Here is a 15827-nt window from a genome sequence, read left to right as displayed (position 1 = left end):
GTTTTCCTCGCCCACTTTTTCTTGCCATGTTTGCTCTCCCGTTATCGAACAGGGGGATTATGGCTCATAATTTTAAATATGTATATGTTTTGATGTAACTAAGTACTAGTCAACAAACAAAAATAGGCGATCTGAGATTTTTCCAGATTTTGAAACCAAAATGATCCAACTTTTCTTCCTATGTTGCAAGCCAGTGGCGATTCAAAGGAATTCAAAGGAAATACACTAGCCGTTCAATCTAGTCAGCATAGCATTCTCTTGTTGGCAATAGCGGTTGTTAAACAGATAACGCCGATCTGTTGTTCAGTCAATCCGGGGGCAATGCGCTGAGCTTATTGCCCTACAGGCTAATTCCTAATCCCATTTCCAAATCAAAAATGACGTGAAGGCGAGCCACAGACGGTATAAATAATACGGCAAGGAGAAGCCGACAAAGTCAAGTTTGATTTAGAAATGGAATAGCATGATCAAAGATAACGATGCTCGCAGCTGCTGAACCCACACAGTGAATGAACTCTGATCTGGTTGAGTGTATTGTTAGTTAGGTGTGCTCTTCAATGGCCTTCAACAGGAGCTCAGCAACAACACCGCTTGATGCTGGATTCTGACCGCTGATGAGTCTGTGATCCTCAACGGCAAAGGCAGTCCATGGCTCATCCGCCTTTTGATAAATGGCGCCCCGAGCAACCAGTTCGGTTTCAGTGAGAAAAGGCACATACTTGTCCAGCTCGACAAGTTTTTCCTCCTCGTTTGAGAAACCTGTAACCTTCTTCCCCTTCACTAGCAGGGCGCCATCGGACAGTTTGATGTTCAGCAAACCTGCAGCGCCATGGCAGACAGATGACACATAGCCTCCTTTTTCATAAATCTTGCGACCAATGGCCTGAAGTGCCGCGTTATCAGGGAAGTCCCACACCACCCCATGCCCCCCAGTAAAGTAGATAGCAACATAGTCGTCGGGATTAATTTCACTAGGCTTTAATGTGGAACCAAGACGATTCATGAACGCCTTTTTGTGGTACCAAGCCCAGTCAGTATCGTCTGCCATGACAAGACTATGAGGATCAATTGGCGTATATCCACCTTGGGGGCTTATATAATCAACCTTGTAGCCAGCCTCTTCGACTTTCTTGACAAAGTGAACGGCTTCGCCTAGCCACAGACCGGTGGCACGCTTCAAGTTCGGATACTTCTCAACACTGGTCAGAACGACGAGAATCTTCTTACCCATAACTTATCTCCTTTTATTAATATGCTGGTGATCAGGAGGCATACTTTACCCTCATACCCGCAGATACTCATTTTTCTCCCCCAGCCAGCGCTGGAGATGTTGCTGAGCAGCTTCTGGATAGTCACGCAACAAGATTTCAGCCACAGCCCTTGCTGCTTCCAATAAATCCATATCCTGTTGCAGATCGGCAAAGCGCAGCATCGGTAAGCCGCTCTGGCGCGTGCCCAGGAATTCTCCCGGACCCCGCAGTTTGAGATCCCGCCGCGCAATTTCAAACCCATCGCTATGTTCGAAGATGATGCGCAGCCGTTCGCGCGCAATCTGAGACAATGGCTTCTGATATAGCAACACACATATTCCCGCTTCACTGCCACGACCAATACGACCTCGTAGTTGGTGGAGCTGTGATAACCCCATGCGTTCTGCATGCTCGATTACCATCAACGAAGCATTCGGCACATCCACGCCGACTTCTATCACGGTCGTAGCAACCAATAATTGAACCTCTCCCTGGCTGAATGCGGTCATAATGGCCGATTTATCCTGTGCATGCAATCGGCCGTGTATCAGGTTGATTTTTAAATCAGGAAAAGTCTGGCTCAGCAACTCATAGGTTTCGACGGCTGTTTTAAGCTGCAATGCCTCGGATTCTTCAATCAATGGGCAGACCCAATAAGCCTGCTTACCTGTCTGACAGGCTTCCCGCACACGCGCAATGACTTCACTCCGTCGGCTTTCATCGATCAGCTTGGTAACGACCGGTGACCTGCCTGGCGGCAGTTGATCGATGACCGATACATCCAAATCAGCGTAATAGCTCATCGAAAGCGTACGCGGGATAGGGGTGGCACTCATCATCAATTGGTGCGGTAGCCAGTTGGGTTCACTCCCCTTCTGTCGCAAGGCCAGGCGTTGGTGGACACCGAATCGATGTTGCTCATCAACAATGACTAACCCCAATCGAAAAAACTGGACCTGCTCCTGAAACAAGGCATGTGTCCCCACAACCAGCATGGCGTGACCTGCAGCGATTTGGGTCAGCTCATGATCACGCTGTCTCTTTTTCTGGCTACCGGATAACCATGCTACTGTGACACCGAGCGGGGCGAACCAGCTCAAAAATTTTTGATAATGCTGTTCCGCAAGAATCTCGGTTGGCGCCATGACGGCAACCTGGTAGTCATTTTCGATGGCTTGTAACGCTGCCAGTGCAGCCACAATTGTTTTGCCACTGCCCACATCGCCTTGCAACAGGCGCTGCATGGGGCTGGTAGTAGAGAGATCGCTCTTGATTTCAGCCAGTACTTTTTTTTGGGCAACCGTTAGACCAAAAGGAAGCGTTGCGAGCAGCGCATGGATTAAATGGTTCTTCTCCTGTAAAGCAGGCGCTCGGTAACTTCGCCGCTGACGATAATGCATGCGCATGGATAATTGCTGCGCCAATAACTCATCGAACTTGATTCGACGCCAAGCCGGATGAGTGCGAGATTGCAGTAAACCCATGGCGATATCGGGTGGAGGCTGATGCAAAAGAGAAATACTTTCTCTAAATCCTAGCAACTGATACTGCTTCAATAGGGTTTCTGGCAGCGTTTCTGCCATGTATTCTCTGCTATGCCCTTTACTTAGCACTTGCTGAATCAGTTTGGAAATAGTGGTTTGAGTAACACCCGCTGTTATGGGATAAACAGGAGTCAAGGTGTCAGAAAGCGGCGATTCCTCATGCACGATGCGGCACTTGGGATGAATCATTTCTGCACCAAAAAAACCGGTACGTGCTTCGCCCAATACCCTTACCCGGGCGCCTATCGAATAGGTTTTCACTTGACTGGGATAAAAGTGAAGAAAGCGGATAAAAAGGATGCCGCTGGCATCCTTTACTTGACACACCAGCTGCCGCCTTGAACGCGTGATGACTTCACAATGGATAATGACTCCCTCGACCTGGCCAGTCTTACCATCAGGTATATCCCTAATGGGGTAAAGCCTTGTCTCATCTTCATAGCGAATAGGCAGATGCAAAATCAGCTCTAATTCATTGCGAATACCTAACCTGACGAGCTTTTGCTGCAGCTGCGGATTGATAGAAGAAAAATGATCGTTTTTCAGCGCGTTCAAGTGAGTTGCTTGCTTACCCCGCGTAATGACCTTCCTGCCTGAATGACTGGACTATTACCTTATTATTTAGACAATACCATCACCGCATCCATTTCCACCAGTGCGCCCCGTGGCAGCGATGCCACACCAATCGCTGCTCGTGCAGGATAGGGCTGGCTGAAATGATTGGCCATAATTTCATTGACCTTGGCAAAATTGCCGAGATCCGTTAAATAAACGTTTAATTTGACGATATCACCCAGACTGCCGCCGCTGGCTACTGCCACTGCTTTCATATTAAGTATGACACGCACGATTTGTGATTCAATCCCTTCTACCATTTGCATCGTCGCTGGATCCAGCCCAATTTGACCAGAAAGGTAGACAGTCTCTCCTCCACTTACTCGTATTGCCTGTGAATAAGTGCCAATAGCTTGCGGGGCATCCGCCGTCTGGATAATTTGTTTATTCATTCTATCTCCTCGAATATTAAAATAATATAATTTCAGTTAATGACGCTCGTCCAAAAGTTTGTGAGAGAATCTGCTGTGTGTTCTGCTATGTATTCTATTCTGATAGCTGTGTTCCGTTCGCCTTATTCCTGGCCACCCGCTACGATTTTCTTTCACAAGCTCTAAGCGCTGGGTCAATTTTCAATGAATCCCTATTTATTACTGTCATTCTGATTACTCAAACACATCCATGCAAAAACTCGTTATTCATGGTGGCAAACCACTTTGTGGTGAAATAAGCATTTCCGGTGCAAAAAATGCCGCATTACCAGCGCTGTGTGCCTCATTGCTGACAAATGACACACTCAGACTCAAAAATATCCCTGATCTCAAAGATGTCACGACCATGGTGAGCTTGTTGAAACAAATGGGCGTCACTATCTTAACAAACGATACATCAGAAATGGAGTTATCTGCAGCCCATCTTACCAATCCAATCGCACCTTATGAAATGGTCAAAACCATGCGTGCCGCCATACTAGTACTGGGTCCATTACTGGCTCATAAGGGAGAGGCCATCATTTCCTTGCCCGGAGGCTGTGCCATCGGCCTGCGTCCTGTAGACCAGCATATTAAAGGCCTCCAAGCCATGGGTGCAGAAATCATCATTGAACATGGCTATATTCATGCCAAGGCTAAAAAGTTGGTTGGAACACGAATTGTGATGGATATCGTTACGGTGACCGGTACCGAAAATCTCATGATGGCAGCTTGCCTGGCCTCTGGCTTAACGAGACTGGAAAATGCTGCACGTGAACCTGAAATTGTTGATCTGGCGCAGTGCCTGATTAAAATGGGGGCAAAAATTGAAGGTGCAGGAACAGATGTCATTACTATTCAAGGTGTCGACGCATTACATGGTTGCATGCATGATGTCATGCCTGATCGCATTGAAACCGGTACTTTCCTAACTGCCGTTACTGCCAGTAGCGGCCAAATCCATCTGAAAGGTGCACGAGCAGATATGCTGGATGCGGTGATCGATAAGCTGCTGGAGGCAGGGGCCATCATTAATTCAGAAGAAAACTGGATTCATCTCACTATGAACAAACCACCCAAATCAGTAAGTTTGCGAACGGCACCCTACCCTGCTTTCCCAACCGATATGCAAGCCCAGTTCATGACACTCAACAGTGTGGCTAATGGCACGGCCATCATTACCGAGACTATTTTTGAAAATCGTTTCATGCATGTTCAAGAATTGAGGCGCATGAATGCCGAGATTACGGTAGAAGGTAACACTGCCATCGTGCATGGCATACCTAAGCTTGATGGAGCGAATGTTATGGCCACTGATCTACGTGCATCAGCCAGCCTGGTTATAGCAGGATTGGTTGCGCAAGGTGAAACAGTCATTGATCGAATTTATCATCTTGATCGTGGCTATGAGCGCATTGAGCAAAAATTAGTGCACTTGGGTGCAAAGATTGCACGCATAAATTAAAAAACCCCAGTAATGAGTTACTGGGGTTAGATTATGAGAATCAGATTATGAGAATCTGAAGAAAATTAGCTGCCAGTTAATGCAGCTTGCTTATAGCTAACAACCACGGTAGCCAAGCGAGAATTCAGCCCCATCACTGGAACGACCAGCACTTTCTTACCATTCACATCCGACAGCATGGTAATTTTACGTTTTTGCAGCACTTCAGCAGGATAGAGATCTTTCCCTTCTGCTTCTTCCAGTTTCTTATCTGTTGAAACAAGCAATTTGCCATCATCACTGATCAAAACAACGCGTTCCGTATCTTTCATTTTAACCAGCTCATTCAGGTATTGACTGACCTGATCAAGATTGTTGCGGATCAATTCGCCTCGTACTGCCCATGATAAAACTTGACCAAAACGTTCTTCTTCTTTGTTATATTGACTGTCAGCGTATTCCCGTGCTTTTCTCATCATTATGGAACGCTCTGTGTCAAGATCTTGGACCATTTGTGCACGTTCTCTCTCTACGCGAGATTCAGCTTGACTAACCGCAATATGTTTCCATGCAAAAACCAGCAATAATATGCCCAAAAAAGCTAAAAGCGACCATGCCGGTAATTGCATATGCTGAATTTTGGCAATCGGGGCAAATCTCTCGCTCAATATATTCATGAGTGAGGCGGGTTTAGCCCACTCGAGTTTGCTTTTTCCGCTTTGATCACCTTCATTTTGTTTGTACTGATCTGTCATGAAATAGCTCCTTGTTGATGTGACAGGAAAGAAAAGCTTCAATTATCCACTATTCCGGATTGAAGGAAAAGAAAAGTTCATAATATTTTGTATGGATGGGTAAAGGATGTTGTAAATTGAATTATTTTATTTTTGAATTGATAATCAATCATACTTGAAGCCATTTTAGAGCACTTGTCAGAAGTAAAATATTGCTTTTTAAAGGTTGTGGAAAAACATATTCGAGGCAGGCGGGTAAAAACAGCAAAAAAGCAGGGTTTATATTGGATAAATGAGCATCTTGAACGTAAAATTTTACCCACTTAATCAACCAATTCTAAATGGAGAAGAAAGCCGCAGTGGAAATTAATGCCAAAACCTGGTCAGGACGATTCAATGAGCCTGTCACTCAATTAGTACAGCGATATACTGCCTCAATAAATTTTGATAAACGATTGGCTGAATACGATATACAAGGATCCCTGGCCCATGCACGAATGCTTTCATCAGTAGGCATCATTAACCCAGCTGATCTGGCTGCTATCGAGCAAGGGCTCAGCCAGATTCTTGAAGAAATTCGGAATAATCGCTTTGAGTGGCACATCGAATTAGAGGATGTCCACCTTAATATTGAAAAGCGCCTGACCGCATTGATTGGTGATGCAGGGAAAAGATTACATACTGCCCGCTCCCGCAATGACCAGGTAGCCACTGATATCCGGCTTTATTTGCGGGCTTCGATTGATGAAATTGCCAATCTTATCCAATCGATGCAGCGAGCTCTTTTGGATCTGGCTGAACAACATATTGAGACAGTGATGCCTGGTTTTACTCATCTCCAAGTGGCTCAGCCTGTCTCATTTGGCCATCATTTAATGGCTTATTATGAAATGCTTTGCAGAGATATTGCAAGACTTCTAGACTGTCGCAAGCGTGTCAATAAATTGCCTCTGGGGGCGGCAGCGCTAGCTGGAACCAGTTATTCCATCGATCGTGATATGGTCGCACAATTGCTTGGCTTTGATGGCATTTGCCTAAACTCACTCGATGCCGTATCGGATCGTGATTTCGCAATAGAATTTTGTGCCTGTTCAGCATTGATCATGACTCATCTTTCACGCTTTTCTGAAGAACTGGTCATCTGGATGAGTCCTGCCTTCAATTTTATTCAACTGGCAGATCGTTTCTGCACAGGCTCATCCATCATGCCACAAAAGAAAAACCCTGATGTACCTGAACTGGTTCGGGGAAAAACGGGACGTATTAATGGTCACTTGGTGGCATTGCTGACATTGATGAAATCTCAGCCACTTGCCTATAACAAAGATAATCAGGAAGACAAAGAGCCACTATTTGATACTGTCGATACCTTGGTCAATACACTGCGTATTTATACGGACATGCTCTCTGGCATAACCGTCAATAAGGACGCCATGCGTCATGCAGCCATGCGGGGCTACGCCACCGCAACCGATCTGGCAGATTATCTGGTCAAGAAGGGCCTCCCCTTCCGCGATGCCCATGAAATCGTCGCTAAAGCAGTTCGTTTTGCTGAAAATAAAAGCTGTGATTTAAGCGAACTCTCGCTGGCTGAATTGAAACAGTTTTCATCGATCATCGAACAAGATATTTTCTCCATTCTAACGCTCGAAGGCTCCATGAAAAGCCGCAACCATCCGGGCGGAACAGCGCCAGCGCAGGTAAGTGCAGCGATTATGCAAGCGAGAAAAGATTTATCTAATCATTGAATCATGATGCGATCAACCAGTCACTTATCTTCTCAGTCTCCCTGGCGAGAGATCGTAGAGCAGATGGATAGCGCTTTGGATACCCATTTTGTTCTAGAAAAGGTCCATGCTATTGGCGGCGGATGTATCAATGAAACTTACCATATTCACGGCAATGATCAACATTATTTTGTCAAATTGAACAAAGCAAGCAGGCTACCGATGTTTGAAGCAGAAGCGGCAGGTCTTAAAGAAATACAAAATTCTCACACCTTGCGCGTTCCTGAACCCAAGTGCTGGGGAAGTAATGATGTTAATGCCTGGTTGGTGCTAGAATACCTGGAATTAAGGCACACACCCCATCAACACGCGGAAGCATTAGGTAGGGGACTAGCCAACATGCATCGCACTTTCTCTGATCAGTTCGGCTGGTTTCGTAATAATACCATTGGTTCAACCTTACAGAAAAATGACCGTTCTTCTGATTGGATACATTTCTGGCGTCAAAATCGTTTAGGATATCAGCTCCAGCTTGCACAGATAAACGGCTATAAAGGTAAGCTACAAACCCAGGGTGAGCGGCTTATGGCCGATCTCGACGTATTCTTCACGGGAACACGCATTAATGCTTGCTTATTGCATGGTGATCTATGGAGTGGCAATTATTCGTTTGATTCGGCAGGACGACCTGTATTATTCGATCCTGCCGTATATTATGGTGATCGCGAAACTGATCTTGCCATGACTGAGCTTTTCGGAGGATTCCCGGCCCAGTTCTATGCGAGCTATCAAGACGCTTATCCACTTGAAGTAGACTACCGTACTCGCAAAACACTTTATAATCTCTACCATGTTTTAAATCATCTGAATTTGTTTGGAAGTGGCTATCTACGCCAGGCAGAGCAGATGATGGACAAATTGCTTGCTGAGATAAAATAAAGGATCGGTACGAAGCTTTACTATTTTTGTACTTGATTGTAAAGGCATGAGAGACACAATAGAATAAGGGTACCTCTAAAAATTCATATTTCGTCACAATACTTCGTTGTTCACAAAAAATGTTTCCTTACCTATCAATTATAGGCTGCGTCAACATGTTTTGTTCTCGCCTTGTCTTGCTTAGAACTCTGAACTTTTAGAGGCGCCTATAAGATCAAAGTCAGATTAAACGCTATAATAATTAATTAATTAGACTCTTTGTTATTTAACGAATCAAATAAGGACTGCTATGGCACAAAGCTCAACAAACATTTATAAGCGTCTCGAAAGCCTCGAAAAACATCTTGCTGAAGAACATCCTGATAATCCGGTATTGGCTAAGGCAGTTCACAGCTTTCGCAAATTAGATCGCGTCGCCCAGGATATCGGTTTACTGGATCGAAACGAATCTTATGCAACCCATGTCACCTGGTGGCCGATGATTGCAGTACTGGGAACATTCTCAGCCGGCAAATCCACTTTTATCAATTCTTATCTAGACATGCATTTACAACGCACAGGTAATCAAGCTGTCGACGATAAATTTACGGTTATTTGTTACAGTAGCGACAATGAAGTTAAGACGCTACCGGGCATAGCATTAGATGCTGATCCACGTTTCCCCTTTTATCAAATCAGTCGAAGTATTGAAGAGATTTCAGAAGCTGGACCTCAGCGTATTGATGCTTACATTCAGTTAAAAACGTGTCCTTCTGAAAAGATCCGTGGCAAGATTTTGATTGATTCTCCTGGATTTGATGCGGATAGCCAACGTAACTCTACTTTGCGTCTAACGCAACATATCATCGATTTATCCGATCTTGTACTCGTATTCTTTGATGCACGTCATCCCGAGCCAGGTGCCATGAAGGATACATTGGAATATCTGGTATCAGGCACTATTAACCGTGCTGACTCCAATAAATTCCTTTATATCCTTAATCAAATGGATGTCACTGCAAAAGAAGATAATCCTGAAGAAGTCGTTTCTGCCTGGCAGCGTTCCTTGGCACAAGCAGGTTTATTCGCTGGCAAGTTTTACCGAATTTATAATCCTGAAGCCGCTGCACCGATTGAAGATCCCCTCATCCGGGAGCGTTATGAGAATAAACGCGAAGAAGATATGGCGGAGATCAATACGCGCATGCAGCAAATTGAAGTAGAGCGATCCTACCGTATAGCCGGTATGCTTGAGCAGACAGCTGAAACCATCAGCAACCAGATTGTTCATAAACTTACCAATATGCTCCAAAACTGGAAAAAACGAGTCATTTTGTTTGACAGTATCGTATTTAGTACATTGTTGGTGCTAAGTGGTGTTGCTTTCTGGTTAACTGATAGCTGGAATTTATTGAAAACATTTGCTGAAAATATTAGGACCTATGAAACATCCTCACTTATTGGTCTTGGCGTAATAGTGGTTGTTATGGCTTATATTCATTTCACCATTCGCCGTAAAGTTGCAGATAATATGGCAAAAAAACTGCCTGCAAAATTTGGTTATGATCATATTGCCTGCAAGCAATACACTCAGGCATTCATCAAGAGTACAGCAGCTTATCGACCCATGTGTTTACAAAAACCTGCTGGTTGGAATGGCTCAAATCAAGATATTCTTGCTGAAGTAAGAAGCGAAGCCAATGACTATATTCAGTCATTGAACGATCAATTTACCAATCCTTCTGGTCATAAAGTTGCAGTTGCAGCTGAAGAGAAATCTGCAGCAGAAAGCGTCATTATGGCTGAAGCCAAGGCTGAATAAGTAGAGCAAGTGGTCAAAACAAAGTGGCTTGCTTTGTTAAAAAAATTAACCCTGTCTTTTAAAGGACTGGTTGCTAATCAATCCTCAGCCTTGCTGGGGATTGATTGAGTAAATTGCAGAGAGAACAAGCCCTATCACGCAATAGAACGAGGTAAAATCAGCAAAGCCTTTAGATTTTATCATTGAATTATTTGTGTTCAGATTGTTTTGTTTTAGTTTCAATAATCTCAGCATCTTCAATTTCAATCGATTTTTCTTTCTCCTCAAACTTTCCAGATTTTTGTAGTTTGCGCCGCAGCCACCAGAATCTTACTCCTATGGCGGAAGCTACTATCACGATTAAAGCAAAAAAAATCGAAAAAAAGACCATCCCTAGCAACATGGCACCAATAAACAAAGGAATCAATGCCAAGAAAAATAGCCAGCGTTGCCAAGGTGAACCAGGGGTAGATCCATTCTTCGATGACTCTGACTGCTTATCATCAATTATCCTATGGATAAATATTTTTCTGTAATTATCATTCATTGTGTTAACTCCTCTATTTCTGCCACCGTTTTAGGCACATCGATAGTCAGCACTTCATGACCAACAGCTGTCACGGCCACATCATCTTCGATACGCACCCCAATATTCCAGAAATGCTGCGGAACATTATCCGCCGGACGAATATAACATCCTGGTTCCACCGTCAAAGTCATTCCCGGTGATAAACAGCGCCATTGACCATTCTGTTTATATTCACCCGCATCATGTACATCCAGCCCCAACCAATGTCCTGTGCGGTGCATGTAAAAGCGCTTATAATCTTCTGATTGAATCACACTGTCCACACTACCTTGGCATAGCCCCAGATCGATAAATCCCTGGGCAAGCACTTGTAAAGCAGCCTGATGAGGCATATCCCAGGTATTCCCGGGTTGGACTACCGCAATGGCTGCCATTTGAGCAGAAAGCACGAGCTGATAAATATCTTTTTGTACCGAAGTAAATTTTCTATCTACCGGGAATGTACGAGTGATATCGGCTGCATAACCATTAAATTCACAACCCGCATCAATAAGCAGCAAATCACCTGACTGTAATTGTGCTTTATTTTCGATATAATGCAACACACATGCGTTAGCGCCCCCTGCCACGATAGGCGAATACGCCGGCGCTTGCGAGCCCAAGCGACGAAACTCATGCAATAATTCGGCTTCGATCTCATATTCATACATACCAGGTTTAGTCTTCTGCATCGCTCGACAATGTGCTCCCGCAGAAATTTTCGCCGCATGGCGCATGAGCAGCAGCTCTTCCTCACTTTTAAACAAGCGCATTTCATCTAGAATATGAGAAATATCGCGTATTTCGTGGGGTGCTGATACGCCGCTGCGTACCTTTTCTCTCACCTGGTTAATCCAGTTGATGAGGCGTGTATCCCATGTCGCGTTTTGCCCTAGCATGGAATAGATGGTTGGCTGATTCTCAAGTAATTTGGGGATCCATTCATCCAATTGGGTTATGGGATAAGTTGCATCAAAACCAAATGCTTCACGCGCAGCATCGGGTCCATAACGGAATCCATCCCAAATCTCACGTTCCTCATTTTTTTCCCGGCAGAACAGTATCTGCTCAGCATTTCCCTGACTATTCTCGCCAATGACAACTAAGACAGCCTCAGGCTCATAGAAACCAGTCAGATAATAAAAATAGCTATCGAAACGATAGGGATAAAAAGCATCACGATTTCTAAGTCTTAAAGGAGAAGTTGCAATAATGGCAACTCCCTTCTGCATCTGTGACAGTAAGCGTAAGCGCCGCTCGCGAAAAGTTTTGATTTGATCCATATTGGCTTAATTTTTACAAGATATTTCAGGGAAAGCACTGACTAATGCGCCTGCTCCCAATTATTACCCACACCTAGTTCGACTTGAAGGGGCACATTAAGTTTGCAGACATTTTCCATTAAATCTGGCAATACCTGTTTTACCCTATCGACTTCTTCATAGGGTACTTCCAGAACTAATTCATCATGAACCTGCATGATGAGCATACTGTGCATCTTTTCCTTTATCAGCCATTCATGTACGGCAATCATGGCAAGCTTAATGATATCTGCTGCAGTTCCTTGCATGGGCGCATTGATAGCGGCACGTTCCGCTGCCTGTTTGCGATTGTGATTGGAGCTGTTGATTTCCGGCAGCCATAATTGACGACCCAATACCGTCTCGACATATCCTTTCTCTCTTGCCTGCAGTCGAGTCCTCTGCATATATTCAGCGACCCCGGGATAGCGTGCGAAATAGCGATCGATATAAAGGCGCGCGGCACTACGCTCAATCCCTAATTGGGTTGCCAGACCATAGTCAGACATACCATAAATGAGTCCAAAATTGATTACTTTAGCATAACGACGCTGCTCATGATTAACCTGATCCACTGGTACGCCAAATACTTCTGCTGCAGTAGCGCAATGAATATCCTCATTAGCAGCAAATGCCTTAAGCAATCCACTATCCTGAGAAATATGTGCCATGATACGCAATTCAATCTGAGAATAATCCGCCGAAATAACATGACTGCCAGGCGGTGCTATGAATGCTTCCCGGATACGTCGACCTTCCTGCCTGCGGACCGGTATATTTTGTAAATTGGGCTCATTGCTAGCCAATCTGCCGGTTACGGCAACTGCCTGCGCATAAGTGGTGTGTACCCGATGAGTAGTGTTATCCACCATTAGGGGTAATTTATCCGTGTAAGTCGATTTAAGTTTAGCCAAGCCACGATACTCGAGCAGAATCTTAGGTAGCGGATAATCGAGCGCGAGCTGCTGCAAAACATCTTCATCGGTCGATGGTGAGCCTTTAGGTGTCTTCTTGATAACCGGTAATTTAAGCTGGTTAAATAAAACTTCCTGGATTTGTTTGGTTGAATTCAAATTAAATTGTTGCCCGGCACTCAAACAAGCCTGCTGTTCCAGTGCCAATAATTGCTTTTCCAGCTCACGACTTTGTGCCCGGAGAAGATCCACATCCAGCAGCACGCCATTACGCTCGATCTGAAATAACACATTGATTAACGGCATCTCAATATGGCGATAAATATAATCGAGTTGTGCTTGACATGCTATCTTCGGGTATAAGCAATGATGCAATTGCAGTGTAATATCAGCGTCTTCTGCTGCATAGTGCGTCGCCTCATCCAGCATGACCTGATCAAAACCAATCCGGCTGGCACCTTTACCCGTTACTTCATCATAGGTAATCGTTTTTATACCTAAATGGCGCCATGCCATGCTATCCATATTATGCGGATGATGGGACTCCAACACATACGATTGCAGCAAGGTATCATGCGCAATACCATTCAGGTTGATGCCATAATTCGCCAAAATATGCTTCTCATATTTCAAGTTTTGCCCAACTTTCAATTTTGCTGGATTCTCAAGCCAGGATTTCATTTTGTTTAACACAAAATCGATATTTAATTGTTGTGGCGCACCAGGAAAACAGTGTGTCAGTGGCAAATAAGCTGCTTGACCCGGCTCTATACATAACGACATTCCAACCAGTTGCGCCTGCAGTGGATTCAAACTAGTCGTTTCAGTATCGAGCGAAACTAATGGTGCCGCATCGCACTGCACAAGCCATTTGTTCAATTGATCTTCGGTAAGAATCGTTTCATAAGTCACTGATGTGCTTTCACTGGATATGGATACCGCACTGCTTGGATAGCGCAGTGCAGCAGTTAATGGATTTGACAGAGCAGAGCCAGATGGCTCATTCTGCTGCAACTCACGTAACCAGGCTTTAAAGTCCAAGCATTCAAACAGGGCGACCAGTTTTTGAGTATTTTGTGGTCTAACCACCAGATCTTCCCAATCGACGGAAAGATTCACATCACACTTAATCGTCAGTAATGCGCATGATATCTCTAACCAGGGTATTGCTTTGCGCAGATTCTCTCCGATGACTCCGCTTATTTCATTGGCATGCGCGATGATATTATCCAAGCTGCCGTACTGTGTCAGCCACTTCACTGCAGTTTTAGGCCCCACTTTCTCAACCCCTGGAATATTATCTGTGCTATCACCTACCAGCGCCAGATAATCAAGTATCTGCACAGGCATTACGCCAAATTTCTTCAGTACCCCCGTCTCATCCAGAGTCTCATTGCTCATGGTATTAATGAGTCTGATACCAGAATTTACCAATTGCGCGATGTCTTTATCACCTGTTGAAATAATGCATTGCATACCGGATTGCTCCGCTTTTTTGGCAAGCGTCCCAATCACATCATCTGCTTCAACGCCTTCAATTATCAATAAAGGCCATCCCATTGCCTGGATACATTCGAGCAATGGCGTAATTTGTGCAGACAAATCTGCCGGCATAGGAGGACGATGCGCTTTGTATTGTGGATAAATATCATCACGAAAAGTTTTGCCTTTTGCATCAAACACGCACGCGCTATAATCTGCCTGGTAATCCTTGTGCAAGCGACGTAACATATTAAGTACGCCGTAAATTGCGCCAGTTGGCTCATTTTGTCGATTGCGTAAATCGGGTAGTGCATAAAAAGCACGATATAAATAAGATGAGCCATCAACTAGCAAAAGTGTTTTCATCTAGAAAAGGACCTCTATGAGCTTGCAAGAAAAACTTAGCGCGGTGATGACTCTTGAGAAGCCTTGGTCGACCAAAGAGTCATGGCGCGTATTTGGAATCATGTCTGAGTTTGTGGAAGGTGCACAGCGCCTAGAATATATTCAGCCAGCAGTCAGCATTTTTGGGAGCGCACGTACTGAACCGAGTCACCCCTATTATAAATTAACTGAAGCCATTGCACGGCAATTGTCGGATGCGGGCTTCTCAGTCATTTCGGGTGGTGGCCCGGGCATTATGGAAGCTGCCAATAAAGGGGCCTTTTATGGTAAGGCTCCCAGTGTCGGCCTTAATATCCAGCTTCCTCATGAGCAAAACCGCAATATTTATCAGGATGTCAGTCAAACGTTCCGTCATTTTTTTGCCCGTAAGTACATGTTTGTCAAATTTGCGACCGCTTATATCGTCATGCCTGGGGGATTCGGCACATTGGATGAACTAATGGAAGCGCTAACGCTTATCCAGACTGGTAAAACAAGAAAAATGCCTATTATTTTAGTATGCTCGGATTTCTGGCGTGGCCTGCTTGATTGGTTTCAGCAGGTGCTCATCCATGAAGGCTATATCTTACCAGAAGATATGAATTTAGTTCAGATCATTGATGAGCCCGTCGAGATTGTCAACGCAATCTTTAAATATTATGAAACTTCTGGCTTTGAACCCACAGCTGCTGAAAAGGAAATGCAACTCAATTTGTAATAATTCACTTTATTTAA

General features: G+C 44.5%; 12 protein-coding genes. 5 read left to right on the top strand and 7 right to left on the bottom strand.

Annotated features, from left to right (window positions below; genetic code table 11):
* Positions 1 to 541: 541 nt before the first annotated feature.
* The 3 genes from BM122_RS14490 to BM122_RS14480 form a co-directional block, all read right to left on the bottom strand.
* On the bottom strand, positions 542 to 1231 hold the full coding sequence (locus BM122_RS14490) for a type 1 glutamine amidotransferase domain-containing protein (protein ID WP_074906276.1): 690 nt from the start codon (positions 1229 to 1231) through the stop codon (positions 542 to 544).
* 51 nt (positions 1232 to 1282) lie between these two features.
* Positions 1283 to 3340 (bottom strand): ATP-dependent DNA helicase RecG, encoded by a 2058-nt coding sequence (recG, locus tag BM122_RS14485; RefSeq protein ID WP_074906279.1) that lies wholly within the window; start codon positions 3338 to 3340, stop codon positions 1283 to 1285.
* A gap of 71 nt (positions 3341 to 3411) precedes the next feature.
* Complete coding sequence (locus BM122_RS14480; protein WP_074906275.1) at positions 3412 to 3801, bottom strand: RidA family protein; 390 nt, start codon at positions 3799 to 3801, stop codon at positions 3412 to 3414.
* 229 nt (positions 3802 to 4030) lie between these two features.
* Here BM122_RS14480 and murA point away from each other — a divergent pair, with 229 nt between their 5' ends.
* A complete protein-coding gene (gene murA / locus BM122_RS14475; protein ID WP_074906273.1) occupies positions 4031 to 5284 on the top strand; it encodes a UDP-N-acetylglucosamine 1-carboxyvinyltransferase in 1254 nt (417 codons plus the stop codon).
* Positions 5285 to 5349: 65 nt separating this feature from the next.
* On the opposite strand, the gene BM122_RS14470 is transcribed toward murA, so the two are convergent.
* Positions 5350 to 6018 (bottom strand): hypothetical protein, encoded by a 669-nt coding sequence (locus BM122_RS14470; protein WP_074906272.1) that lies wholly within the window; start codon positions 6016 to 6018, stop codon positions 5350 to 5352.
* 320 nt (positions 6019 to 6338) lie between these two features.
* Here BM122_RS14470 and argH point away from each other — a divergent pair, with 320 nt between their 5' ends.
* The 3 genes from argH (at position 6339) to BM122_RS14455 (ending at position 10464) form a co-directional block, all read left to right on the top strand.
* Positions 6339 to 7745, top strand: coding sequence for an argininosuccinate lyase (argH, locus tag BM122_RS14465; protein ID WP_074906270.1), 1407 nt, complete (start codon positions 6339 to 6341; stop codon positions 7743 to 7745).
* 3 nt (positions 7746 to 7748) lie between these two features.
* Complete coding sequence (locus BM122_RS14460; protein ID WP_074906269.1) at positions 7749 to 8663, top strand: fructosamine kinase family protein; 915 nt, start codon at positions 7749 to 7751, stop codon at positions 8661 to 8663.
* 289 nt (positions 8664 to 8952) lie between these two features.
* Positions 8953 to 10464, top strand: a complete 1512-nt coding sequence (locus tag BM122_RS14455; RefSeq protein WP_074906267.1) for a dynamin family protein — start codon at positions 8953 to 8955, stop codon at positions 10462 to 10464.
* Positions 10465 to 10651: 187 nt separating this feature from the next.
* Here the strand turns inward: BM122_RS14455 and BM122_RS14450 are convergent, their stop codons facing one another.
* Genes BM122_RS14450 through polA form a run of 3 tightly spaced genes read right to left on the bottom strand, consistent with a single transcriptional unit; the run spans position 10652 to position 15074 of the window.
* A complete protein-coding gene (locus BM122_RS14450) occupies positions 10652 to 10990 on the bottom strand; it encodes a hypothetical protein (RefSeq protein ID WP_074906266.1) in 339 nt (112 codons plus the stop codon).
* Positions 10987 to 12294: an aminopeptidase P N-terminal domain-containing protein gene (locus tag BM122_RS14445; RefSeq protein WP_074906264.1), complete on the bottom strand. Its 1308-nt coding sequence runs from the start codon at positions 12292 to 12294 to the stop codon at positions 10987 to 10989. Before BM122_RS14445 ends, BM122_RS14450 begins: the two co-directional genes overlap by 4 nt.
* Positions 12295 to 12335: 41 nt before the next feature.
* Positions 12336 to 15074 carry a DNA polymerase I gene (polA, locus tag BM122_RS14440; RefSeq protein WP_074906263.1) on the bottom strand — a complete coding sequence of 913 codons (2739 nt, stop codon included), beginning with the start codon at positions 15072 to 15074 and terminating at the stop codon, positions 12336 to 12338.
* 16 nt (positions 15075 to 15090) lie between these two features.
* Here polA and BM122_RS14435 point away from each other — a divergent pair, with 16 nt between their 5' ends.
* A complete protein-coding gene (locus tag BM122_RS14435; protein WP_074906261.1) occupies positions 15091 to 15810 on the top strand; it encodes an LOG family protein in 720 nt (239 codons plus the stop codon).
* Positions 15811 to 15827: the final 17 nt, after the last annotated feature.

Source organism: Nitrosomonas communis (genome assembly GCF_900114745.1).
Classification (GTDB): Bacteria; Pseudomonadota; Gammaproteobacteria; order Burkholderiales; family Nitrosomonadaceae; genus Nitrosomonas; species Nitrosomonas communis_A.
Note: the sequence above shows the minus strand (reverse complement) of the source record. Positions and strands in the feature narration are given on the sequence as shown.